Source organism: Salinicola sp. V024 (assembly GCF_052645315.1).
This window is the reverse complement of record NZ_JBQXYB010000002.1, coordinates 364486-389869: the sequence shown is the minus strand read 5'-3', so window position 1 is coordinate 389869 and position 25384 is coordinate 364486. Positions and strand designations below refer to the sequence as shown.

Annotated in this window: 20 protein-coding genes; 6 read left to right on the top strand and 14 right to left on the bottom strand. The window is 62.4% G+C overall.

The genetic code is table 11. The features are described from left to right. Positions 1-45: 45 nt before the first annotated feature. The 5 genes from ppc to cysM all read right to left on the bottom strand — a co-directional run bounded on the left by ppc (position 46) and on the right by cysM (position 8466). Positions 46-2745, bottom strand: a complete 2700-nt coding sequence (gene ppc, locus ACUN9V_RS05235; protein ID WP_445510614.1) for a phosphoenolpyruvate carboxylase — start codon at positions 2743-2745, stop codon at positions 46-48. Positions 2746-2903: 158 nt separating this feature from the next. Further along, positions 2904-3785, bottom strand: coding sequence for a nucleoside triphosphate pyrophosphohydrolase (mazG, locus tag ACUN9V_RS05230; protein ID WP_445510712.1), 882 nt, complete (start codon positions 3783-3785; stop codon positions 2904-2906). Positions 3786-3819: 34 nt separating this feature from the next. After that, positions 3820-6084 (bottom strand): GTP diphosphokinase, encoded by a 2265-nt coding sequence (gene relA, locus ACUN9V_RS05225; RefSeq protein WP_445510613.1) that lies wholly within the window; start codon positions 6082-6084, stop codon positions 3820-3822. Position 6085: 1 nt separating this feature from the next. After that, the gene (rlmD, locus tag ACUN9V_RS05220; protein ID WP_445510612.1) at positions 6086-7567 is read right to left on the bottom strand and encodes a 23S rRNA (uracil(1939)-C(5))-methyltransferase RlmD; all 1482 of its coding nucleotides are present in this window, start codon (positions 7565-7567) and stop codon (positions 6086-6088) included. A 2-nt stretch (positions 7568-7569) separates the two neighbouring features. After that, positions 7570-8466, bottom strand: a complete 897-nt coding sequence (cysM, locus tag ACUN9V_RS05215; RefSeq protein ID WP_445510611.1) for a cysteine synthase CysM — start codon at positions 8464-8466, stop codon at positions 7570-7572. Positions 8467-8752: 286 nt separating this feature from the next. On the opposite strand from cysM, the gene ACUN9V_RS05210 reads away from it, so the two are divergent. Then, positions 8753-11422 carry an Hpt domain-containing protein gene (locus tag ACUN9V_RS05210; RefSeq protein ID WP_445510610.1) on the top strand — a complete coding sequence of 890 codons (2670 nt, stop codon included), beginning with the start codon at positions 8753-8755 and terminating at the stop codon, positions 11420-11422. 5 nt (positions 11423-11427) lie between these two features. On the opposite strand, the gene pdxJ is transcribed toward ACUN9V_RS05210, so the two are convergent. From pdxJ to ACUN9V_RS05165, 9 genes are all read right to left on the bottom strand, one after another. Then, a complete protein-coding gene (gene pdxJ / locus ACUN9V_RS05205) occupies positions 11428-12261 on the bottom strand; it encodes a pyridoxine 5'-phosphate synthase (RefSeq protein WP_445510609.1) in 834 nt (277 codons plus the stop codon). Positions 12262-12398: 137 nt separating this feature from the next. After that, on the bottom strand, positions 12399-13109 hold the full coding sequence (gene recO / locus ACUN9V_RS05200; RefSeq protein WP_075562407.1) for a DNA repair protein RecO: 711 nt from the start codon (positions 13107-13109) through the stop codon (positions 12399-12401). Between the two features lie 54 nt (positions 13110-13163). Next, the gene (era, locus tag ACUN9V_RS05195) at positions 13164-14063 is read right to left on the bottom strand and encodes a GTPase Era (RefSeq protein ID WP_445510608.1); all 900 of its coding nucleotides are present in this window, start codon (positions 14061-14063) and stop codon (positions 13164-13166) included. After that, the gene (gene rnc / locus ACUN9V_RS05190; RefSeq protein WP_425353386.1) at positions 14060-14746 is read right to left on the bottom strand and encodes a ribonuclease III; all 687 of its coding nucleotides are present in this window, start codon (positions 14744-14746) and stop codon (positions 14060-14062) included. The genes era and rnc overlap by 4 nt, the downstream gene beginning before the upstream one ends. 207 nt (positions 14747-14953) lie before the next feature. Continuing rightward, a complete protein-coding gene (gene lepB, locus ACUN9V_RS05185) occupies positions 14954-15742 on the bottom strand; it encodes a signal peptidase I (RefSeq protein ID WP_075562410.1) in 789 nt (262 codons plus the stop codon). A gap of 11 nt (positions 15743-15753) precedes the next feature. Next, a complete protein-coding gene (gene lepA / locus ACUN9V_RS05180; protein WP_445510607.1) occupies positions 15754-17571 on the bottom strand; it encodes a translation elongation factor 4 in 1818 nt (605 codons plus the stop codon). A 504-nt stretch (positions 17572-18075) separates the two neighbouring features. Next, positions 18076-18837 (bottom strand): DNA adenine methylase, encoded by a 762-nt coding sequence (locus ACUN9V_RS05175; RefSeq protein ID WP_445510606.1) that lies wholly within the window; start codon positions 18835-18837, stop codon positions 18076-18078. A 121-nt stretch (positions 18838-18958) separates the two neighbouring features. Continuing rightward, positions 18959-20014, bottom strand: a complete 1056-nt coding sequence (locus tag ACUN9V_RS05170) for a phage portal protein (protein WP_445510605.1) — start codon at positions 20012-20014, stop codon at positions 18959-18961. Continuing rightward, entirely contained in the window at positions 20011-21822 is a 1812-nt protein-coding gene (locus ACUN9V_RS05165; protein ID WP_445510711.1) for a terminase large subunit domain-containing protein, read from the bottom strand. The genes ACUN9V_RS05170 and ACUN9V_RS05165 overlap by 4 nt, the downstream gene beginning before the upstream one ends. A gap of 75 nt (positions 21823-21897) precedes the next feature. On the opposite strand from ACUN9V_RS05165, the gene ACUN9V_RS05160 reads away from it, so the two are divergent. From ACUN9V_RS05160 to ACUN9V_RS05140, 5 genes are all read left to right on the top strand, one after another. Then, positions 21898-22830 carry a GPO family capsid scaffolding protein gene (locus tag ACUN9V_RS05160; protein ID WP_445510604.1) on the top strand — a complete coding sequence of 311 codons (933 nt, stop codon included), beginning with the start codon at positions 21898-21900 and terminating at the stop codon, positions 22828-22830. An 8-nt stretch (positions 22831-22838) separates the two neighbouring features. Next, complete coding sequence (locus tag ACUN9V_RS05155) at positions 22839-23855, top strand: phage major capsid protein, P2 family (protein WP_445510603.1); 1017 nt, start codon at positions 22839-22841, stop codon at positions 23853-23855. A gap of 2 nt (positions 23856-23857) precedes the next feature. Next, on the top strand, positions 23858-24586 hold the full coding sequence (gene gpM, locus ACUN9V_RS05150; RefSeq protein WP_445510602.1) for a phage terminase small subunit: 729 nt from the start codon (positions 23858-23860) through the stop codon (positions 24584-24586). Between the two features lie 112 nt (positions 24587-24698). Continuing rightward, positions 24699-25169: a head completion/stabilization protein gene (locus tag ACUN9V_RS05145; RefSeq protein WP_445510601.1), complete on the top strand. Its 471-nt coding sequence runs from the start codon at positions 24699-24701 to the stop codon at positions 25167-25169. Then, the gene (locus tag ACUN9V_RS05140; protein ID WP_445510600.1) at positions 25169-25381 is read left to right on the top strand and encodes a tail protein X; all 213 of its coding nucleotides are present in this window, start codon (positions 25169-25171) and stop codon (positions 25379-25381) included. The genes ACUN9V_RS05145 and ACUN9V_RS05140 overlap by 1 nt, the downstream gene beginning before the upstream one ends. Positions 25382-25384: the final 3 nt, after the last annotated feature.

Here is a 25384-nt window from a genome sequence, read left to right as displayed (position 1 = left end):
GGCCGGTCACTATCGTTATAGCAGGATTTGCGGCATCTCTCGCGCCTAGCCGGTATTACGCAGGCCGGCAGCGATACCCGCCATCGTTACCATCAGCGCTCGGGAAAGCTCCGGTGTAATATTGCCGTCGGCATCGCGGTTACGCTGCAGCAGTTCGGCCTGAAGACCATGCAGCGGATCGATGTAGGGGTTGCGCACTTCGATCGCCTGACGAATCAACGGCGTATTGTCGAGCAGACGGCGCTGATCGAGGATCCGCAGCAGCACGGCTTCCAGATCGACCAAGCGCTGACGCAGCGACTCACCCAGTCGGGTCAATGCCGGCTCCTCCACCAGCCGCTTCTCGTAATAGGCGGCGATGAGCGGATCCGACTTGGCCAGCAGCATCTCGAGCATATCGAGATAGGTGCCGAAGAACGGCCACTGTTGGCGCATCTCTCGCAGCCGATCGAGCCCGCCGTCTTCTTCCAGACGCTTGGAGAACGCTTCGCCGCTACCCAGCCAGGCCGGCAGCATCAGGCGAGTCTGGGTCCAGGCGAATATCCAGGGAATGGCACGCAGCGTCTCGATGCCGCCCTCCTGACGCCGCTTGGCGGGACGTGACCCCAGCGGCAGCCGGCCTAGTGCGCCTTCAGGCGTCACCGCCCGGAAGTAAGGCACGAAGTCGGGATCCTCGCGCACTACGCCCACATAGGCACGATGGGCAATATCGGCCAGGCGATCCATTTCCTCGCGCCACACGGGTCGGGGTGCGGGCGGTGGCAACAGCGTCGCTTCCAGCACCGCGCAGACGTAGATCTCCATCGAACGCAGCGCGATATCGGGCTGGCCGAACTTGAAGCGAATCATCTCGCCCTGCTCGGTCACTCGCAGGCTACCGTTCACCGAGCCCGGCGGCTGCGACAGAATGGCGGCGTGGGCAGGGCCACCGCCGCGGCCGACGGTGCCACCGCGGCCATGAAACAACGTCAGCGATACGCCGCCCTCTCGGCACACGTCGACCAGCCGCTCCTGGGCACGATACTGGGCCCAGGCCGCCGCCAGCTGGCCGGCATCCTTGGCCGAATCCGAGTAGCCGATCATCACTTCCTGATAGTCGCCGGCGACCTCTCGATACCCCGGCAGTGCCAGCAGACGCTCGATCACGTCACCCGCCCGATCCAGATCGTCCAGCGTCTCGAACAGCGGAGCGATCGGCAGACGCACGCCGTTGCCGGCTTCCTTCATCAGCAGCGCCACCGCCAGCACGTCGGAGGGTTGCTGGGCCATGGAGATAATATAGGTGCCCAGCGCCTGACGATGCTCGCGGCCGATCACGCCGAACGTGTCGAGGACTTCCCGGGTTTCGGCCGAGCACTCCCAACGAGGCGGAATCAGCGGCCGCGGCGAGGCCAGCTCTTCGAGCAGAAATGCCTGCCGCGCGGATTCGTCCCAGTCACGGTAGTGGCTGCCGTCGGCGCCGACATCGAGGTATTGGGTCAGCTCCTCGAAGACCTGAGCATGGCGGGTACCGTCCTGGCGGACGTCGAGCTTGGCCAGATTGACCCCGAAGACCGCCACGCGTCTGAGCGTGTCCAGCAGTACGCCGTTGGCAATGGTCTCCAGCCCCACATCGCACAGTGAGCGGTAACAGGTCAGCAGCGGCGCGAACAGCTGCTCGCGCGTCTCGATGATGGGATCATCGCCGGGCGGCTCCCCATCGAGTCGCGCTCGCGCCCATGCCCGAGTCGCCTCCAGCCGGGTCGACAAGCGTTTGAGCAGCGCGCGATACGGCTCTGCAGCCTGGCGGGATCCGGGTTCGGCGTCGTCTCCGACCTCGGCGCGCAGCGCATCGTTGGCCTTCCACATCGACAGCTCGGCCTTGAGCTGCTCCAGATCGCGCAGATAAAGATCGGCGGCCATCCAGCGCCCCAGCAGCAGAACCTCTTCGGTGACGCTGGACGTGACATTGGGATTGCCGTCCCGGTCGCCCCCCATCCACGAGGCGAAGCGGATGGGCGACGCTTCCAGCGGCAACCGCTCACCGGCCGTCTCCATCAGCAACGCATCCAGGTCGCGGTGGAACGTCGGGACCGCCTCCCACAGCGAGTTTTCGATCACCGCGAAGCCCCATTTCGCCTCGTCGACGGGCGTGGGTCGCTCGTGGCGAATCTCGTCGGTATGCCAGGACTGGGCAATGAGCTCTTCCAATCGGCCCTGGGCGCGCTGAAGTACTTCCGGATGATCGCCGCTGTCCTCGATGGTCCGCAGGCAGTCATCGATGGCGTCGTATTTCTGAATCAAGGTGCGTCGAATGACTTCGGTGGGATGTGCCGTCAGTACCAGATCGACGCGCATGTCGGCGATGGCATCGACCAATTGCCGCGAGGATTGGCCCGACGCCCCCACGCGCTGGAGCAGTTCGCCCAGATCGGGCTGGGTGCCGGGCTTGTAATCTTCGACACGCCGAAAGCGTGCGCGATAGTGCTGCTCGGCGATATTGGAGAAGTTGAGAAACTGGTTGAAGGCCCGGGTGACCGGTAGCAACTCCTGGTCAGGGAGCGCCCGCAGGTAATCGATCAGTTCGCGGCGATCGGCTTCTTCGGCGCTCTGTCGCCCTTTCTTGGCCAGGGCACGGATCGTTTCGATGCGATCGACGAACTCACTGCCGAGATCCTTGGCAATGGTGCGGCCGAGGCTATCGCCCAGCAGCCGGACGTTGTCTCGCAATGATTCGTGCAGCGACGTTTCCTGTTCTGGACTCATGGCATCCCTCCCTATGGCTAGACAGGGCGCCAGGTGGCGACCCCGATCCCAGCAGATCGATATCACTGGGATAAACCGCTGAAAACATCAGCATAACGATCTGGGGGAAAGAGTCGACCGGCGGGAAAACGACATTAGTCGTAAATTTACGACATGGATCAGGAGCGCGAGGCGTTCTCTACGCGCTTTGCCGCCTGCCAATGGCGCTCCATCTCCTCCAGAGAGGCACGATCAGTCGCGGAGTCGCTTGCCGCGAGGGCACGTTCGACGTAACGAAAGCGCCATTCGAACTTGGCGTTGGTCCCGCGCAGCTGCTGTTCCGGGTCACAGCCCAGACACCGTGCCAGATTGACGACAGCGAACAGCAGATCGCCGACTTCCTCCTGGGCGTGGGTCCGGTCGTTTTCGGCCAGCGCCGTCTCGACCTCGGCGAGTTCCTCGCGGATCTTGTCGATGACGCCGCGCTCGTCCGGCCAGTCGAAACCCTGACCGGCAGCACGCTTGCTCAACTTGGCGGCGCGACTCAGTGCCGGTAGCGCCGTGGGGATATCGTCCAGCGCCGAAGCACCGGCGCCATCGGTTACGCGGGCTTCCCGCTCTTCGGCTTTCAATGCTTCCCAGCGGGTCTTGACCTGCCGCTCGGCCACCTGACTTTCCGCGTCACCACCGCTACCGCGTCGGGAATGCAGCGTGCCGTCGGGAAAGACATGCGGATGACGTCGCAGCATCTTGGCCGTCAGCGTATCCACGACATCGTCGAAGTCGAAGCGCCCTTCCTCCCGGCCGAACTGGCTATAGTAGACGACCTGGAACAGTAGATCGCCGAGTTCACCGGGCAGCTCCTCGAAGGCGCGGCGCTCGATGGCATCGGCGACCTCGTACGCTTCTTCGAGGGTATGGGGAACGATGGTGTCCCAGTGCTGCTTGATGTCCCACGGGCAGCCATGGTCGGGATCCCTGAGCACGGCCATCAGGGTCAGCAGGTCATCGAGGGAATGACGTCGCGAGTCCGGGCGTCGGAGGTCGGCAGGCGGTGGCATGGCGGTCTTGTCCTCGATACTCAAACCTTGATCCTCATTGTGGCCCGTGACCCTGCCCCGCGCCCTGTCTCAGCCGTTTGACGTCGATCACGTTGGGTAGCTGCTGAATGCGCGAGAAGATGCGCTCCAACGCCTCCAGACTCTCGATCTCCAAGGTGATCCGCATTCGCGCGATGTTGTCGAACTTGTCCGTCACTGTATTGACCGAGGTCACGTTGACGCGGTCGCTGGAGAGCACGTGGGTGACGTCGCGCAGCAGCCCGGAGCGATCCCAGGCTTCGATTTCGATGTCCACCGGATACTGGGCTTGCTCTTTCTGACCCCACTCGACGTCGACGATCCGCCGCGGCTCCTCGCTGCGCAACTGCAGCACGTTGGAGCAATCCTGGCGATGAATGGTGACACCGCGACCCTGGGTGATATAGCCGATGATCTGATCCCCCGGCACCGGGTGGCAGCAGTTGGCCATCGCAGTCTTGAGATTGCCGACCCCGAGCACGGTGATCCCGTCGCTGGGCTCCTTGCCCTGATGGCGCCGCGGCTTCGTCAGCAGGCGATCGAGCTGCTCCTGATCGTCGCTTTCGCCGAACAGCTGCTGGGCCTGATGCAGTACCTGGCCGATACGCAGATCGCCCGCCCCGATCGCGGCGTACATGTCCTCGACCTCGAGGTAGTTGACCGCAGCCGCCAGACGCTCGAGATCGACACCGTCGATGTCGAGTCGGCGAAACTCGCGATCGAAGATCGCCTTGCCCTCGTCGAGATTCTGCTCGCGCGCCTGCAGCTTGAACCAGGCCTGAATCTTGGAGCGCGCCCTTGAGGTGCGCACATAGCCCAGATTGGGGTTGAGCCAGTCGCGGCTCGGCGCACTCTTGGTGGCGGTAAGAATCTCGACCTGCTGGCCCGTCTTGAGCCGATAGGTCAGCGGCACGATGCGGCCGTCGACCTTGGCACCGCGACAGCGATGGCCAATTTCGGTATGCACGCGATAGGCGAAATCGATCGGCGTGGCGATCTGGGGCATGTCGATGACGTGACCGTCGGGCGTAAACACGTAGATCCGATCCGGCGCCACGTCGCTCGCCAGCCCCTCGCGGAAATCGCCGACGTCGCCGACTTCTTCCTGCCACTCGAGGACCTGGCGCAGCCACGCGATCTTCTCTTCGTAACCCCGGCTCTTGGCGTCGGTGTCCATGCCCTTGTAGCGCCAGTGGGCGCAGACGCCGAGCTCCGCCTCTTCGTGCATGGCGAAGGTGCGCACCTGGATCTCGAGCACCTTGTTCTCGGGGCCGATGACCGCGGTGTGCAGCGACTGATAGCCGTTCTTCTTGGGATTGGCGATATAGTCGTCGAATTCATTGGGCACATGGTGCCAGCGCGAGTGCACCACCCCGAGGGTGGTGTAGCAGTCGGCGATCTCGGGCACCAGAATACGAACCGCCCGCACGTCGTAGACCTGGGAGAAATCGATGCGCTTGCGCTGCATCTTCCGCCAGATCGAATAGATATGCTTGGCCCGGCCATCGACCTGATAGCGCAGGATGCCCTGGCGCTCCAGCAGCGTCTCCAGCGTGTCCACGACTTCATGGATATAACGGTCACGGGCGAGTCGCTTTTCCGCCAGCTGCTTGGCGATCGACTTGTACTCGGTTTCGTGCAGATAGCGGAAAGCCAGATCCTCGAGCTCCCACTTGATCTGACCGATACCCAGCCGGTGCGCCAGCGGGGCGTAGATGTCGAAGACCTCACGCGCCACACGCAGCCGCTTTTCTCGCGAGGCATCCTTGACCTGGCGCAGCATGCACGTCCGTTCGGCAATCTTGATCAGCGCGATACGCACGTCGTCGACCATGGTCACCAGCATCTTGCGCAGATTGTCCTGCTGATTGTGCTGGGACAGACCGTGCTTGGGCGCCTGAAGCTGGCTGATCGCGGCCATGCTGAGCACCCCCTCGATCAGCTTGGCGACTTCGCTGCCCATCTGCTTGGCCACGCTTTCCAGGCTCAAAAGCCCCCGGCGGACGCTACGATAGAGTATCGCAGCCTCCAGCGTTTGCTGGTCCAGTTTGAGCTGGCTGAGGATATCGGCCATCTCCAGCCCGGTCAGCAGCGTCTGATCGGGCAGCGTCTCGGCCGAGCCCAGCGCCTCACGCTCACTGGCGCGAAGCGCCAGCTCGCAGGCCAGGCGTATCCGCTCCGGGGCGCGTAGCTCGACGTCTTGTTGCAGCCGTTTCAGCCACAGGTCCAGATCGACACTGCCGTCATCGACCAACGGCTCACTCTCTCGCACTTTCACCATGCTAGTGCTTGCCTCCCGAAACCGGACTACCGAGACTGCCATCCTGAGGCGCTGGCCGTTCGAGACGTTTTTCGCGTTCGAGACGATCTGGCCGTTCGAGACGACCTGGCCGTTCGAACAGCGCCAGCGATTCCAGATGCGCGGTATGTGGAAACATGTCGGCCATGGCCAGACGCGACAGGACAAAGCCCCCGGCCAGCAGATGCGTGGCGTCTCGCGCCAATGACGCCGGATCGCAGGAGATATAGGCGACCCGCGCGACGTCGCTTGCCGCCAGCCGACGACACAGCGCATCGGCGCCGTCCCGCGGCGGATCCAGCAGCACCGTGTCATGCTCGGCGAGCAGATCTTCGACCGCCGCACCGGGATCGCCGAGATCGGCCTGCAATACCGTCATGTCCAATGCGTTGTCCGCGGCATTGTCTCGCAGCCTCGCGACCATTTCATGGCTGCCCTCGACCGCGGTGACCCCGGCCACGTCGTCGGCCAGAGCCAGCGAGAAGTTGCCGATGCCGGCGAACAGGTCGAGCAGGCGTTCGTCGCCACGCAGTGCGAGCCAATCCCTCATCGTATCGATCAGCCGCTGATTGATCTCGGCGTTGACCTGCAGGAAATCCCCCGGCGCCAGCGCCAGCGCGAGCGACAGCTGCCGCCGGCCGCCCTCGACGACCGTGATCAGCCGCGGCTGGTCGCCCAGCCAGATCAGATCGGTCGATTGCCGTCCTCGACGCAGCGCACAAGCCAGACCTTCACGTGCGGCAAAGGCCCGCCAGCGCTGCGCGTCCTCAGGCACATCGCGCAGCTGACGAACGACCACGGTGATAATGTCGGCATCGGTCAGCAGCAGTTCGAGATGCCCGACATGTCGGGGCGCCTCGAGCGATTCGAGCTGGGCCCGCAGCCGTGGCAACAGCGCCGCCAGCGGTGGCGCCAGCACATGGCAGCTGTCGATATCGACCAGCTGCTCGCTGCCCCGCGCTCGAAAGCCGAGATGAACGCGACCCTGCGCATCGCATTTGACGCCCAGCCTCGCCCGACGCCGATAGCCGGCGGCGTCGCCGACCAGCATCGCTACGTCTCCGGGGACCTCGATCGCCTGCCGGCCGAGCAGCTCGATCAGCACCTGACGCTTGTGCGCGCGCTGACCGTCGACACTCAGATGCTGAAGATCACAGCCACCACAGCGCGTGGCATGAATGCACGGCGGCTCGACGCGACTGTCTGCAGTGCTGAGGCGCTCACGAATATGGGCCTCGTCATAGCGCTTGCGCTGGCGATGTATCGCAACGTCCACCCGCTCCCCCGGCAGCGCGGCGTCGACGAACACCGTCTTGCCGTCGGCATTGCGCGCCACGCCACGCCCGTCGTGCGCCAGCCGCTCGATGATCAGCGAGCCGTCGTCGGGTTTTGGTCCCGACGTGGTCGGCACCGGCTGTCGTTCACGCCGCGCGGCAGGTATCCGTCTTTTTCCCAGCATCGCCATGATCAGGTTTCCGGCGCGTAAAGGCCGGTGGAAAGATAGCGATCGCCACGATCACAGACGATGAACACGATGACCGCGTTATCCACCTGTTCGGCGACTTTCAGCGCCCCCGCTAGCGCCCCGCCGGACGAGACGCCGGCGAAAATGCCCTCTTCCCGGGCCAGCCGGCGCATATGTTCTTCGGCCTCCTGCTGGCCGATATCCAGCACCCTGTCGACCCGCTGGGGCTCGAAGATATCGGGCAGATACGCCTCGGGCCAACGGCGGATACCGGCTATGCTGGCGCCATCCGCCGGCTGCAGGCCCACGATCTCGATCGACGGATTGCGCTCCTTGAGATAGCGCGACGTCCCCATGATGGTTCCAGTCGTGCCCATGGAGCTGACGAAATGGGTGATGCGACCCGCGGTCTGCTCCCAGAGTTCGGGACCCGTGGTGCGGTAATGGGCCAGCGGATTGTCGGGGTTGGCGAACTGATTGAGCGCTTTGCCTTCTCCTCGCGCGATCATCTCGTCGGCCAGGTCTCGCGCCCCTTCCATGCCAGCCTCCTTGCTGACCCCGATCAGCCTGGCGCCGTAAGCCGCCATGGCCTGCTTGCGTTCGCTGGAGGCGCTGTCCGGCATGATCAGGACCATTCGGTAACCCATCACCGCGGCGGCCATGGCCAGCGCGATGCCGGTGTTGCCCGAAGTTGCCTCGATCAGCGTATCGCCCGGCGAAATGTCGCCGCGGGTTTCGGCTTCGCGAAGCATGGAAAGCGCCGGACGATCCTTGACCGAACCCGCCGGATTGTTACCCTCCAGTTTGGCCAGAATCGTGTTGTCGCGCCCGGCGTTGATGCGGGCGAGTCTCACCAACGGCGTATTGCCGACGGTCTGCGCGAGTGTGGGAAATGCCATAGAGAAGTTCCTGAAGCCAAAGTCTGGACGGTTTCAGTCGAGGCCATTGGTCGAAGCGGCCGGCTGAAATCGGTAAGTGGAATGACACCAGTATATCGAAGCCAGCGGGGGACATGACAGCGGTCATCGTGACGCGACACCGACTCGTGCGCTGGCATTGGCGTCTCGAGACGATACTGAGAAACCCTTCGTAAGATATAGTCGATTCAAGTGACGTCCAGGATTACGGTTTTATAGGTAATCGCCGATAAAAACGCCAAGAGAACGTCAAGGGCTTCGAGTATTCATGGTTCCACGCTGGGTGATTCTGCTTTCGACGCTATCTACCCTGCTGCTGCTCGGGTTTACCGGGTGGCATGCCTGGGAATGGCATCATGGCAACAGCCAGATGCTGTCTCGTAGGCTGCAGAGTATCAATCGTGTTTTCACGCCATCACTGGCCGAAGCTGCGCAGAACGAGGACATGGCTCAGGTCCATGAGTTGCTGACCCGCCTGACTCGCGACCCGGCGATCCTCAACGCCACGCTCAGAGATGAAAGCGGCAATGCCCGCGATTCCACGGGGTCGATGCCGCCTCCTGCCGGTTTGGAAACACTGCCGCCGACATTGCACACCGGCCATCACGATGGCGTTCAGCGATGGGTTCAGCCGCTGGAGGAATTTGCCGGCTCGCAATCGACGCATCGCTATTGGCTGGACCTGAGCCTCGATCCCCAACGCGCAAGCCCCGTCCCCCAGGGCCGGTACGACTGGTGGACGCCGCTGGTGGCGTTGTTGCTGGCCTCGCCGGCGGTACTGGCCTGGCGGCAATCGCGCCGCGGCGAAGAGATCGGGCGCCAGCGGGAACTGGTCGACACTGAGCTCGAAATCGAGAACGAGAAGAACAGCGAATCATCGCACGTTCCGCCGACGCCTTCGCCGACATCACTCCCCCAGGCCCTTCCCGAGGCCGATCTCAGCTATGTCAGCCATGAACTGCGCGCCCCGCTTTCCGGGGTGCTGGGGTTTTGTCGGCTGCTGGAGAACAGTCCTCTCGACGCCCAGCAACGGGAATGGCTGCGTCATATCCACCTGGCTTCCAACGGGCTACTTGACACCGTCGACCATGTGTTGGGGGACACCCGCCGTTGCCGCGCCGACAACGTGTTCGACATCACCGATGTGCTATGGGAAGTCCTGTGTCTACAAACCCCGTTGGCGCAGTCACAGGGCATTACGCTGCTGGCGATCGTCTACGACGATGTTCCCCCTCGCCTAGTTGGAGCCGATGTCGGCATCCGCCAACTGCTGACCAACCTGATCAACAATGCCATCAAGTATGGCGGCGAGGGTGATGTGGTCGTTCGAGTCGTCCTCGAGAGCCGTGAAGGCAGCGCCGTGCGGTTGCGTCTGAGCGTCAGCGACGGTGGCAGCCTCGGCCCAGCACACGGCAAGCGCCTCGAAAAGGCGGTCGATCGTGGCCCGGCGCGACCGGGCGATGCCGAAGCCGGCATCGGCATCGGCATCTGCCATCGTCTGGTCGCGAATATGAACGGAACACTGGCGCTGGGCGCGCGCTCGGGCAAGGGGCACACCCTCGTTGCCAACATCGGGCTGGAAGCGTGCGCACCCTACGTCCGCCCGGCGGAATTCGACCTCGAAGGCGCGGAGATTGCGCTGTGGCAACCCCATGCGCGGCTTGCCTATCTCCTCGATTACGCGCTGAAGCGCTGGCGCGCGCGCCCGATATCGCTGGCCGAGGCGGATTTTCCGATCGTTCCGAGTGACACGAGTCAGCTGGCGATTATCGGTATCGACATCGAGGACCTGGAACCCGAGGCCCGCGAATCCTGGCAATCGCGCTTCGACACCATGGAGCGTCCCTGTCTGGTGGTCGCCAACGTCGCGCCGAGCCAGCCACTCAACTGGCGTCTGCCGAGGGGAAGCGTCGTGTTACGGCTGCCGATATCGCGCTACATTCTCGGCCGGACGTTGGCCAAGATGCTCGCCGAACGCCGTCAACGGATGCTACTTCCCCGCCCTCGCGTCCTGGTCGTCGATGACGACGAAGTCTCGCAACACTATCTGGACGCCCTGCTTCCCATCTTCGGTGTCGACGTGGTGATCGCCGGAACGGCCGCGGAAGCCTATGCCGTTGCGGAGGAAGAGACCCTCGATCTGGTACTGATGGATCTGCGTCTACCCGATGCCGGTGGCGTCGAGGCAACGCGTCGCCTGAGAGGCCTGAGTCGCGCATGGGAACATAAACCGATCATCGCGATGACCGCCGAGCCGGCAGCGTACGAGGCCTATGTTGAGGATAGCGGCAGCGCCGAAGGCCGCGAAACTGTCGAGGACGAGAACTGCCCCGAGGATGGGAACGGGCTGGAGAACGAAAACAGCTCCGTGGACGAAAAGCGTCTGGGAGACAAGAACGGCCTGGCGCATGACGGCTTCAACGAGAGATTGATCAAGCCGCTGGACGAGCGTCTTCTGAGAGACCTGCTGGGCCGCTACTTGCCGCTAGCGGCGCCGCCCAGCGTTGGCGCCACCATTCCGCCTCCGCAACGGGGCCTTGCGGCGTCCGCCACTACCGCGGGCTCCCGCCCGTCATCGCATCCCGATGATCTACCGGTCGTCGACAAGGCCGAGGGGCGACGGCTCAGCGGCAATCGCGCAGCGCTCGCCGAGGAGATGCTGACGATGCTGGTCGCGAGCCTGCCCGCTTACCGCCGCCAACTGCAGGATGCGTGGCAGCGCCATGACGTCGAACAGCTCGTGGAGATCGCGCACCAGCTCGGCGGCGGCTGTCGCTACTGCGGCGTACCGCAGCTATCGGCGAGCTGCGACGTACTGGAGAATCGAGCCCGGCGCCAGCCGCTGGACGATTGCGGTGAGGCGTTTCGCGACCTGATGGCCGCCTGCGATCGTCTCATCGTATGGGCCGACGACCAGAAGATCACCGCGAATCGCTGAGGGTCTTACGCGTGAACGTGGCCGTGGTCATCGTCGGCGTCATGATCGTGTTCATGGTCGTGGTCGTGGTCGTGGTCGAAAGACTCGATCTGGGCGACGAGCCCCGACTCCTGGCCCGCGATCATCAGCCGCTTCATCTCCGCCACGGCTTCCTTGAGACCGACGAACAGCGCTCGTGCAATGATCGCATGGCCGATATTGAGCTCGTGGATACCGGCGATGGCCGCGACCGCCTCGACGTTGTGATAGTGCAGACCGTGACCGGCATTCACCACCAGCCCCAGCTCGTCGGCGAACTCCGCGGCGGCGACCAGGCGCGCGTACTCGAGGCGCTGGGCCTCACCGGTAGTCTCCGCATAGGCACCGGTATGCAACTCGACGATGGGCGCACCGGCCTCGAACGCCGCCTGGATCTGGGCCGGTTCGGGATCGATGAACAGCGACACCCGGCAGCCGGCGGCCGCCAGACGCGTGCAGGCATCGGTGACGGCGTCACGGCCGGCAGCGACGTCGAGGCCCCCTTCGGTGGTCAACTCCTCGCGCTTTTCCGGTACCAGGCAGACATCACTGGGCTTCAGCCGCTCGGCCAGCGCGATCATCTCTTCGGTGACGGCCATCTCCAGATTCATGCGCGTGTTGAGTACGGCCGCAATCAGCTCGACGTCTCGCTCCTGAATATGGCGGCGATCTTCGCGCAGATGCAGCGTGATACCGTCGGCGCCGGCTTCCTCGGCCAGCAGCGCCGCCTGGACGGGATCGGGATAGCGGGACCCGCGTGCCTGGCGCAACGTCGCGACGTGGTCGATGTTGACCCCCAACTGGATTCGGGTAGCGATCATCGGCTCGATCTCCTTGTTTTGATAGGTAGAAGCTGTGATAGACAAAAGCTGTGATAGGCAAAAGCTGTGGTGGGCAAAACGAGAATGGTGTCGCAGCGGGTCTTCGATACAAAAACCGAACCCGACATCGATCACGCTCAGGAATGTCCCTGCCGACGACGCTGACCGAGGCGCTGCATCAGCTCTCGGGAGCGCAACGGCTGATTGCCGAGCAACGGCGCCAGGGCGGCGCGGGTCAAGGCCTTGCTCAAACCGGCCAGCCCCGGTGAATCCCAGTCGCCGCGCGCCAACAGCTTGAGACTGCGGCCGTCCCATCCGGGAAGATGCGCCGCAATCGGCATGAATCGGCGACTCTCGGGCAGATAGGTGTAACGTACGGAGGGGTCGAGCGGCGCGTCGTCCAGATCGAGAAACACCGGGTCGGCGTCCAGCGTTTCCAGCAGCGTGATCTCGAGGCGGCGCAGGCTGGTGGCGCGCTCCGCCGGACGGGTCAGACGCTCGATCGCCCAGGCGTAGATGGCGAATACGTCCCCTGCAGGCAAACCCACCGGCAGCGCACGGGTCAGCAGCTCGTTGGCGTAAAAACCGCAGAGCAACCCCTCACCGGCCAGCAATACCGCGCTCTGGCTGGTTTCCATCATCCGCAGGCGCTTGAGATCTCCGTCGCCGACCCAGGTCAGATGCAGCGGCGCAAAGGGCTGAAGTTTGCTGCGCGACTTGCTGCCCGCTCGCTGCACCCCCTGGGCCACGGCGCGCACGCGGCCGTGTTCGAGGGTGATGACATCGACCAGCGCACTGGTTTCCCGGTAAGGCCGCTTGTGCAGGAGGTAGGCCGGCTGGGGCGTCATTGCCGTTGTCTCTTGAGAAAAGCGTAGGTCAGCAAGGAAGTCGCTGGCCGTCGTTCAATCGTGGTTATAGCCGAGACTCTTCAGCGCACGGTCATCGTCGGACCAGCCGCGTTTGACCTTGACCCAGAGGTTGAGCATGACCTTGCTGTCGAACGCGCGCTCCATCTCCTGACGCGCCTCGATACCGATCTTCTTGATCCGCTCGCCCTTGTCGCCGATCAGGATCTTCTTCTGGCCCTGACGCTCGACCAGCATCAGCGCGCTAATGTGAATGACCTTGCCTTCATCGCGAAACTCTTCGATCTCGACGGTCATCTGATAGGGAAGCTCGTCGCCCAGCTGGCGCATGACCTTTTCACGTACCAGTTCGGCCGCCAGAAACCGCTGGCTCTTGTTGGTGATCTGGTCATCCGGGAAATAGTGCACGCCCTCGGGCAGACGCTTGGCGACTTCGCCCTCGAGTTCGGGCACGTTGGTCCCGTCCTTGGCCGAAATCGGCAGAATCGCGGCGAACTCGCGTCTCGCCGAAAGCGATTCCAGCCACGGCAGCAAGGTCGTCTTGTCCTCCAGCCAATCTACCTTGTTGATCGCCAGGATCACCGGCGCATCGACATGGGTCAGCTTGTCGAGAACGACCTGATCTTCGTCCGTCCAGCGGGTGCGATCGACCAGAAACACCACGCAGTCGACATCGCGCAGCGCCTGCGTCGCGGCCTGGTTCATGAACCGGTTGATCGCCTTGTTGCGATCGCGGGTCTGCAGGTGAATACCCGGCGTATCGACGTAGACGAACTGGACCTCGTTCTCGGTCTTGATCCCCATCACCTGATGACGCGTCGTTTGCGGACGACGCGAAGTGATCGATATCTTCTGCCCCAGGATCCGATTCATCAGGGTCGACTTGCCCACGTTGGGGCGCCCGACGATCGCGACGAAACCACAGCTCTGTGTCATTGGCGCTTGCCCTTTGAGGGTTCGAGTTTGGACAACGCAAGTTCGGCGGCCTGCTGCTCGGCGATGCGCCGACTGGAGCCCTCTCCCAGCGTCGGCGATTCGTCGCCCAGCATCGAGACATGACACTCGACGCTGAAGGTCTGGGAGTGTGCTTCACCCTCGACCGAAATCACCTCGTAGCGCGGCAACGCCTGCTGGCGAGACTGCAGAAACTCCTGCAGCCGCGTCTTGGGATCCTTCTGCGTATTGTGCAGATCGATCGCCTCCAGCCGGGTACCGAACCAGGCCAGCACGCGGCTGCGTGCCACATCCATACCGGCATCGAGATAGATGGCGCCGATGACCCCTTCCAAGGCGTCGGCAAGAATCGAATCGCGCCGATGTCCGCCGCTTTTCATCTCCCCTGAGCCCAGCCGCAGACAGCCGCCCAGTTCGAATTCGCGGGCCACCACGGCCAGCGTCTGACCCTTGACGAGGCCTGCTCGCAGCCGGGACAGCTGACCTTCGCGTGCGGCCGGAAAGCGCTTGAACAACGCTTCGCCGATCACGAAATTGACGATCGAGTCTCCCAGAAACTCGAGTCTTTCGTTGTTGGAACCGCCGACGCTTCGATGCGTCAGGGCCAGTTCCAGCAGCGCCGGGTCACGAAAGTCGTGGCCGATACGACGGCTGAAGCCTTGCAGAGGATCACTCACGTCATTCCCATTGAGTCGTTATCTTTGAACCAAGTCTTATTTGAAACAAAGAGTCGTTGTCTTCGAAGCAAAGCGGGCGCGGGATAGCCCGTCGCCCGCTCCGCGAGTTGCTGCGTCACTGCCGTTACCTGAACCGAAACCCGATGGTCTCGCCGGGCGGCGCAACGGTTGCTTTAGCTTCCGGCTATATAAGGATCAGTTTATCTGTCGCACCGTACTGAAGCTAGGTAATCCACCATCCCAGTGCATCCACACTGCGAACGCCTTGCCGACGATATTCTTCTCCGGCACGAAGCCCCAGTAGCGGCTGTCGTTGGAGTGATCGCGGTTGTCGCCCATCATGAAATATTCATGATCGGGAACCACGATCTCGCGCATCTGCGGCCCGGGGCTCTGCGGATTGTTGAAAATACTGTGATCGACATCGCCGAGATGCTCTGTGAACAGCTCTTCGCCGGGCGCCTCCGCCGGATCGGAGTCGGTCATCGACTTGGATACCGGTTCGCCGTTGACGTAGAGCTGCTTGTTCTCGTAGCGAATGCGATCGCCAGGCAAGCCGATGACGCGCTTGATGAAGTTGACCGACGGGTCCTCCGGGAAGCGGAAGACCATGACGTCACCCCGCTCCGGCTCGCCCAGATCCGCAATTTCGGTATTGATGACCGGCAGTCGCAGGCCGTAGCTGAACTTGTTGACCAGAATGAAATCGCCGATCTCGAGCGTCGGACGCATGGAACCGGAAGGAATCTGGAACGGTTCGATGATGAAGCTGCGCAGCACCAGCACGATCAGTAGCACGGGGAAGAACGAGCGAGCGTAATCGACCGGCCAGGGATCCTTGAACTCTGCGGTCTTGCCATCGCCCTTGGCTTCGGCATCGGCCCGCTGACGTCGATGACGTGAGCGACGCCAGAACAGGCTGTCCAGCAACCAGACGAGCCCTGTGATGGCGACAGCCAACACCAGTAACAGCGAAAAATCCATGACCTGTTTTCCTACTCGTTCATTTTGAGAACGGCAAGGAACGCATCCTGGGGTATTTCGACACGACCCACCTGCTTCATGCGTTTCTTGCCGGCTTTCTGCTTCTCCAGCAGTTTCTTCTTGCGTGACGTATCACCGCCGTAACATTTGGCCGTCACGTTCTTGCGCAGCGCCTTGACCGTGGATCTCGCGACCACGCTGCCGCCGATGGTCGCCTGGACGGCGACGTCGAACATCTGACGCGGGATCAGCTCTTTCATCTTGTCGACCAGGATGCGGCCGCGAGAGTGGGCATGATCACGGTGAATGATCAGCGCCAGGGCGTCGACACGCTCCCCGTTGATGAGGATATCCAGGCGCACCAGCTTGGCCGCCTCGAAACGCTCGAAGCTGTAGTCGAGAGACGCATAACCCTTGGAGATCGACTTGAGACGGTCGAAGAAATCCATCACGACTTCGGCCATCGGCAGTTCGTAGACGAGCTGCATCTGGTTGCCCAGCACCTGCATGTCGAGCTGCACGCCACGCCGATTGACGCATTCGGAGATGACGTTGCCCACGTACTCCTGCGGGACCAGAATGCTGGCGCGCACGATCGGCTCGCGCATCTCCGCCACGTTGGCCATGTCCGGCAGCTTCGACGGATTGGAAATGGTGACCAGCTCGCCGTTATCCATCAGGATTTCATAATTGACCGTGGGCGCCGTGGTCAGCAGATCGATGTCGTATTCGCGTTCCAGCCGCTCCTGGACGATCTCCATGTGCAGCGTGCCCAGGAAACCGACACGGAAGCCGAACCCGAGCGCGTCGGAATTTTCCGGCACGTAATCGAGCGAGGCATCGTTGAGCGCCAGCTTCTCGAGCGCGTCGCGGAAGTCCTCGTAGTCATCGGAACTGATCGGAAACATGCCCGCGTAGACCTGCGGTTTCACCTTCTGGAAACCGGGCAGGCGCGGCACGTCCTTGGTCTTGGTATGCGTGATGGTGTCACCGACCGGCGCGCCCTGGATATCCTTGATCCCGGCGATGACGAAGCCGACTTCGCCGGCCCGCAGGATACCGGTGGAATTCTGCTTGGGCGTGAAATAGCCGATATCCGTCACGTCCCAATCGCGACCGGTCGACTTCATCCGGATCTTGTCGCCCTTTTTCAGCGTGCCGTCGAACAGCCGCACCAGCGACACGACGCCCTGATAATTATCGAACCAGGAGTCGATGATCAGCGCCTGGAGATCGCCTTCACGATCCCCCTGGGGTGGCGGTATGTCGCGAACGAGACGCTCGAGCAGCAGATCGATATTGAGGCCGCTCTTGGCCGACACGCGTATGGCATCCTGCGCGTCGAGGCCGATGATCTCCTCGATCTCGTGAGCCACCTTGTCCGGATCGGCCTGGGGCAGGTCCATCTTGTTGAGAACCGGGATGACTTCCAGATTCTGCTCGATGGCGGTGTAACAGTTGGCGACGGACTGCGCCTCGACGCCCTGACCCGCGTCGACCACCAGCAACGCCCCTTCGCAGGCGTAGAGCGAGCGCGACACTTCGTAGGAGAAGTCGACATGCCCCGGCGTATCGATAAAGTTGAGCTGATAGGTATGACCATCCTGCGCCTGATAGTCGAGCGTGACCGACTGCGCCTTGATGGTGATGCCCCGCTCGCGTTCGAGATCCATCGAATCGAGCACCTGCTCCTTGAGCTCGCGATCCGTCAGCCCCCCGCAGAACTGGATGATGCGATCCGCCAGGGTGGATTTGCCATGGTCGATATGGGCGATGATCGAAAAATTCCGTATGTACTTGAGATCAGTCGAGTTTTCGTCTTTTGACATCCAATGAAACCTGGGGTGTGTACGCAGCCCTGTACATAGAATTTTTCTTGCCGGCGAGCTGGTAGGAAAAAGATGGCCGGCATTGTAGCGCGACGACGCATCAATGTCCTCAAACGCACTACGCGGGTATCAACCAGCCAAAACTCCAATCCGGGCGAAGCTTCCTTTGAAACCAAGTAGCAGACTAGTGCGGCGAGGTTTGGTTCATTGCCGCGCGACGTAGACCGCAAACAGCCATCGCCACATCTCCCTTCCACTACGGCGCAAAACGCATCATTCCGCATCAATAAATTTCGTTGTAAAACCCTGGGTCGCCCCAGCATCGGCGCGGCCGGCCACCATCTGCAACACTGCAACAAAACCGACCCATTTAGCGCGCAGGCGGGGCGGGGAGTCGACGGCGCGGCAGCGGTGCTGGGCAGCTCCAGAGGGGCCATGCGTCAGCCGACTCAGAAAATGACACGGCCGCCCAAGTGGGCGGCCGTGTCGTACCAGCTTAAGCCGTCAACGGTTGGAGATAATCAGCTCCCCTCGCGCCTCTGTCATCTGACGTCCGACGGTGTACTTGAGTTGGGTCGTGCTGATGTTCAGGCCATCGAACGCGGTCCGCATTTCGGGTATATCGTTCACGCTGATGACGACCTGGCCTTTCGATCGCTTTGCGAACTCCGCCATGTGGTCGTACTGCTCGAGCCCGAAGTCGCGCCCATATCCGGCGGTCCCCCAGTACGGTGGATCCAGATAGAAAAGTGTCTCGTCCCGATCGTATCGTCGGAGACACTCTGCCCAGTCAAGATGTTCGATTAACGTCCGCGCCAATCGAAGATGAGCGCCACTGAGATCCTCTTCGATTCGCAAGAGATTGAGCCTCGGCGGGCTGGCTGCCGAGGTGCCAAAGGTCTGCCCCGAGACCTTTCCTCCAAACGCCAGCTTCTGCAGGTAGAAGAACCGCGCGGCGCGTTGGATATCGGTCAGATGCGCCGGATCCACTTCTCGTTGAGTGAGGTACTCCTCACGGCTGACCAGCGCCCAGCGGAATTGCCGGACAAGTTCCTCGAGGTGATGTTTGACGATCCGGTAGAGATTGACCAACTCGCCATGGGCATCATTGATCACCTCCACCCGGCTGGGTTCTTTCATGAAGTACAGTGCGGCGCCGCCACAGAATGGCTCGACGTAGGTGTGGTGGGGTTGGAACAGCGGCAAGATCTGTTTCGCAAGGCGACGTTTGCCGCCCATCCATGGAAGAATCGGTTTCTGGGACATCCTGACACCTGTCTATTTATACAGCTTTTCGTTAAGATCTGGCCGTCGCTGTGAGGTCCAAGGGAGTGACAGGAATCAGGAAGATTCAGGCGATGCGCCCGGTGGCCGCCGGGCGCTTTCTCTAAACGAGTGGCGCCCCCTCCTCCTGGGCCGCGCCCAGCTCATACGGCCGAAACCGCACCACCTCTTGCCCCACGATGTCGTTGATCTCGAGGAACACCGCCTGCAGCGGCTCGAGCTCGTTGGTCACGAATACCCGCGCAGCCTTCTCCACGTCACCAAACCCACCGACGTTGTCCGGCATCACGCCCATCAGCTGCGCCGGCACACGGTGGCCAACGAGCGTATCGTCTCGCGTCGTCTTCTTGATGCCGGCGAACTCGTCCTTGGCCGCCACCTCGCTGATCGGGATCAGCTGCACCCCGTCTTTCTTGCCACCCGGCGTATACAGGAACAGGTTCCGGAAATTTCCCGGGCCCTTCGAGGATTTGAGCGCCTCGCGCATGGCGTCGATGTCCTCCTGGTTCATCGCCTCATCGGTGACGTTGAGGATGAAACCGGCGTGCGAGCCATTCAGGTAGTACTTGCGGCGGAACAGCGTGGCGTTCTCGTTCAACAGGATCGACTGCATCGCGCCCAGGTAGTCCGGCACGCCGTAGATTTCCTGATTGATGTCGGGCTCCATCAGATGAATGACCGAGTCTCGCTCGAACTCCACCGGCTGGCGCCAATCGCACGTCCACCAGAACTGTCCCGATTCGACGCCACGCCGCACGTACCGGGCCTGCGCCGGCCGGATCTCAAGCAGCCGACCCAGCCGACCGAAAACGCGCTCGGCGTAGGCGTTGCCGAACACCAGATAATCATTCACCAGCGACCGGAACGCCCGCCGGCTCAGCAACGGGTGCGGAATGAACGAACGCGTCAGAATGTTCCGTTTTACCTGCAGCGATGAACCGTGGTGCGCCGTCGCCCGATAGGTCCGCGCCAGCGCTGCCAGATCGACCGGCGGCTCGAACCATCGCGAGCCAAGCATCCAGCAGCCGGTGTAGAGAAAATCATGCATGTCGATGACCGGTACCGGGTCGCCGAACGTGAAAGATTCCGCCCGCGCCGGCGTCGACGCGGTTAGTGTTGCGGGCACGCGGACGCGCGGTTTGTCGGCCGTAGCTTTCATCCGTAGATCTCCATCATGGATTTGCCGCGCTCGCCTTCGGCCAGCACGTCGATCGGTTCGTTATGAAGGGCATGCATGGTTGCCCAGGCGAGATCCGCGTGCCCGGTCTGGTTATTCCGGCCCGCGGCGTAGGTGAATTGGCGGCCGCTCGCGGTCAGCTCGCGACGGATCGACGAGAACGACTGCGCGATGATCACGTCACGCGCGTCGAACTCGAGCCGCCCTTTCTCGATGATGTGCTGAGCCTGGCGAACCAGCGCCGCTTTACTGTCGGGCGTGTACCGGTAGCGCGTGACGCGCGGGAAGAATTTTGCGACAAGCTGTGCCACGGCCTCGCCCATGCCGTTGGTGTCGATGCCGATGAACTGGACGTTATAGCGCTGGGTGATCTTGCGAATGAACTCGGCCTGCGCCTCGTAGTCCTGTCCCTTGAGCCTATGCTTCTCGAGGATCCGGTGCTTGTCGCTGCGGTTTTTCGCCGGGGCCAGCACGACCAGCCCCGCGCCGTCGCTACCCTCGCCGTCGCCCGCCGGGTCGTAGCCGATCCACACCGGCGACTCACCGAACGGCCGCCGGGCAAACGGTTTCCAGTCCCGCCACACGTCCCACGAATCCACCATGCAGCGCTGCATCGTCATCATCGGGAACGCCGACTGGCTGTCGTCGACGAACTCACACATCAGCAGGTTGGCGAACTCGTCATCGCTGTACTCGAGCCGGAGCTGATCGATGTCGAACAGATCACAACCACCGGAGATGGCATCCTGCACAGTGACAATCTGGCGCCACTGCCCATCAGCACAGCGAGCACCACCGGCCAGCGCCGCATGACTGACGTCGATGTCGACGCGATCGGATTTCGCCCGGCGCTTGTTATAGCGATCACCGGTCCAAAACGGGTATGCCTCGTGCGCCACGGAGGACGGGGTGCTGAAATAGGTTTGCTTCCACTGCTTGTGGAGCGCCATACCACTAGTCACCTTGCGAAACTGTTCGAACCCATGAATCCAGAAATACTCGTCAAGGAAGGTGTCACCGGTGCGACCTTGGGCTGTTTTCGTGTTGGTCCCCAAAAAATGCAGCTCGGCACCGTTGGCCAATATGATGGGATCGCCCCTTAGTTCGACGCCGGTAACCTCTTTGACAAACTGGACGATATAGGCGCGAAAAATATGAGCCTGAGCCTTGCTCGCCGACATAAAGATCTTGTTCTTGCCGGTCTCCAGGGCGTCGGCGATCGCTTCCCGGGCGAAATACCAGGTCGCGCCAATCTGGCGGCTTTTGAGCAGGTTGCGGATTCGCTCATGCTGACCGGCCCGGTACCAATGCCGCTGGTACTCGAACAGCGATGACTCGAACGCCTCGACGATCTGGATCACGCCTTCGTCGCCGACATCGTTGCGTTTCGGCTTGCGCTTCTCGCCGGAATTACGCCGCTCGATGTTCGGGTTGAGATCGCCCTCCTTTCCGCTTACCTCGTATTTGTGAACTCGCGCCAGGCGCTCGATCTGCCGGCCTAACAGGTCAAGCTCCTTGAAGTCCCGCCCTTCCTTCGCGTCCTTGCTGATCAGCTTGACCATCCGCGCCTCGAGCGCGCCCTCGACCCGCTGCGATGGCGTCGCGTCGTCCCACTTCTCGCGCTGTTTCCAGCTACTGATCGTGGCACGCGGTAGATCCATGAATTCGGCGATACGAGCGATACGCCACCCCATCCAGTAGAGATGGCGCGCGCTTAGGCGGTCGCTATCGACGACATCTAGCGTCGAGTCGACAGCGGCCGGCGAATCCGGGGCAGGTTGAAGCGGCAATTTCGGCGCTATTTGGGGAGATAGGTTCATGCGGCCAGCGTACCGACGCGCCGGAAACCGTTATCGGTCAACGGTTTGTCACCCGCCGTTCTACAACGCGGATTCATTGAGCCGCGCCGCCGGGACGCGGAACCTGACGCCACTTACGTTACGAACAGCAGTGTTTGCCCGCTCGCTCCCGGAGACCGCTACATGCCCTGGCATCGCATCGCTACAGAAGGCGCCACCACCGACGACCGCAACATCCCTGCCGATTGGTTGGAGAAAATGGCGGCCAATTTCGATCCCGAGAAATACGGGTGCCGAATCAACCTCGAGCACATCAAGGGGATTCTTCCCGACGGCCCGTTCAAGGCGTATGGCGACGTCACCGCACTGAAAGCCGAAAAGAATGGTGAGGGCAAACTCCAGCTGCTCGCCGAGATCGACCCCACCGACGAACTCAAGGCGCTTAACCAGCTGCGTCAGAAAGTCTATTCGTCCATGGAAGTGGACCCCGATTTCGCCGGTACCGGCGAACCGTACCTGGTTGGTCTCGCCGTCACCGACAGCCCGGCATCGCTCGGCACGCAAATGCTGCAATTCAGCGCGGGCGCTGGCGATCAGTCCCCGCTCGCTGGGCGCAAGACTCGCCCCACCAACTTGTTTTCCGCTGCAGTCGAAACCGAACTCGATTTCAGCGAGAAGCCGCCGAAGGATCAGGGCCCTTCGCTCACCGATCGGGTCAAGGCGCTGTTCGCCAAGCACGACGCCAAGACCGATAAGGGCTTCGACGCCTTCCGCTCTGAGCTGGAGGAAACCCTGGGTCTATTCGTGAAGCGTCACGGCGAACTAGCCGACGATCTCGCCAAGCGCCCCACCGCCTCCGCATTCAGCGAACTGCAGACCGCGCACGCCGACCTGAAGACGCGCTTCGAAGAACTCTATTCGACGCTCGACAAGACGCCGCGATTCAAACAACGCCAGCCGGCCACCGGCGGTAACGACTCCATCGAAACCGACTGCTGAGAGAGACCATGCGCAACGAAACCCGAAAACACCTCAACGCCTACGCCGCGCGGCTCGCTCAGATCAACGGGGTCGAGAACGCGTTCTCGACTTTCGAAGTCGAGCCGTCGGTGCAGCAGACACTCGAAACCAAGATCCAGGAATCCAGCGAATTTCTGCAGCGCGTCAACATCACTGGAGTGCGCGACCTCAAGGGCGAAAAGCTCGGGCTCGGCATCAACGGCCCCATCGCCGGTCGCACAGACACGGATGTCCGCGACCGGATCCCGGTCGACCCGACCAGTCTCGAGGCACACGACTACGAGTGCCTGTCGACGGAGTTCGACACGTTCCTTAAATGGAGCAAGCTCGACGCCTGGTCGAAGTTCCCCGATTTTCAGGCCCGGGTGCGCGACGCGATCGTCAAACAGCAAGCCCTCGATCGGATCATGATCGGGTTCAACGGCAAGACGGCCGCCAAACAGACTGACCGCACAGCGAACCCGATGCTCGAGGACGTCAACATCGGGTGGCTACAGCAGTACCGCAACAACGCCGCCGCCCGCGTTATCAATGGCGTGAAAATCGGCAAGGGCCAGGAGTTCCAGAACCTTGATGCCCTTGTCTACGAGGCGGTGAGTTCACTGGTCGAGCCGTGGTACCGCGATAACACCGATCTGGTCGCCATTGTCGGTCGCTCCATGATGACCGAAAAATACCTGCCCAAGATCAACCAGTGGGAGCAACCCTCCGAGGCCCGCGCGCTCGACCTGATCATGGCCGCCAAGCGCATGGGTGGGCAGAACGCGATGCAGGCTGCATTCATGCCGGAGAACGCGATTTTCATCACCTCCACCGACAATCTGTCGATCTATTGGCAGGAAGGCTCTCGCCGCCGCCACTTGATCGACAAACCCGAGCGCAAGCGGATCGTCAATTTCGAAAGCTCGAATGACGCCTACGTCGTCGAAGACTACGGGTTCGGCTGCCTGATCGAGGGTATCGAATTCGCCGACGCGGCCGCTGACGCTGGCACCGGGGAGTAATCATGGCCAGCTCAATCCGCAAACACTACGAGCGCGTTACCGCCGCGAAAGCGGCCGGTGACGCCGGCCAAGCGCCGATGCACGGCGAGGCCTTCGAGCTGATGCAGGCGCAGCTGTTCGAAGACTATCGCCGGCTGAAATCCATCCAATCCGTCGAACGCAAGATCGAGGTCAAGCGCGAGATCCTGCCGAACTACGTCGAGTACGTCGACGGCGTGCTCGAGGCGGGCCAGGGCGCACAGGACGAAGTGCTGATGCGCGTCATGCTCTGGCGCATCGATATCGGCGACATCGAAGGCGCGCTGAGCATCGCCCGCTACGCGATCCAGCACGATCTCGACCCTGGCGAGCAGTTCCAGCGTTCCACCGCCGCGATACTCGTCGAGGAGTCAGCAGACCAGGCGCTCGCGCTGGCCGAAGACGACGACTCATTACTCGACGCCCTGCGCGAGATCGACACGCTAACCGATGGCGCGGACATGCATGACCAGATCCGCGCCAAGTTGCACAAAGCGTTGGGTAACAGCCACCGAGCGCACGGCGACGTGCCGGAAGCGATTGCCGAATACCAACGCGCCTACGAGCTGAACGATCGCATCGGCGTGAAACGGGACATCGAGAAGCTGGAGCGCGATCTCAAGAAACAGAACCAAACCGAGCCCGAGCCCGACACCAAGTCGGGCAACGGCCAGCAGCCCATCACCAGCCCGGCGCCTGAAGCCAAGAGCTGACAACGAGTCGACCCCGACGGCAAGGGGGCACGAAGGTGACGGAAAGCCCAGGCTCTCCCGAAACCCTCGTCCACCCCCTTTTTTCGGACTAACCAATCAGGAGGGCCCGCTAATGAGCAGCTTCGTCGCCGCCGGCAACGCCAGCGCTACCAAAGCGGACCCGATCCCCAATAACCCGTTCTGGCCGGACATCGACCCCGCTGAGTTCCGCGACGCCCACCGCGTCGACGGCACCGTCACGCCCCAGCGCATCACCGATGTTTTGCTGACCGCCATGGCCAGTACCAACCGCGTGTTGCGCCACTGGCAGGCCGACCAGATCCTCGCCGGCTACCTGGCCGTCGACGCGGTCCCGGAACCCATCTGGCAACCGGCCGGCATTTATCCCGCGCTCTACAAACGCGCGGTATTCGCCGAAGCGCATGCGCAATTGCTCGAGCGCTACCGGGATTACGACGCCACCGCGGCCAGCCGCGACCGTGGGGATCTCGATGACCAGACCAGCGACACGTACCGCCGGGATGCCCGCTGGGCCGTTAGCGAAATCCTCGACCGCCCCCACGCCACCGTGGAGCTGATCTGATGCCCCGCACTGTTCGCAGCCAGCAGCGCGACACGCTGGATCGCATCTGCCATCGAGCCTACGGCCAGACCGCAGGCGTCACCGAGCGAGTGCTCGACGCCAATCCCGGCCTCGCCGATCTCGGCCCGATTCTCCCTAGCGCGACCCTCGTGACGCTGCCGGATATCGCAACGCAGACGCCCAGCACTCGCACCGTGCAGCTATGGGACTGACGC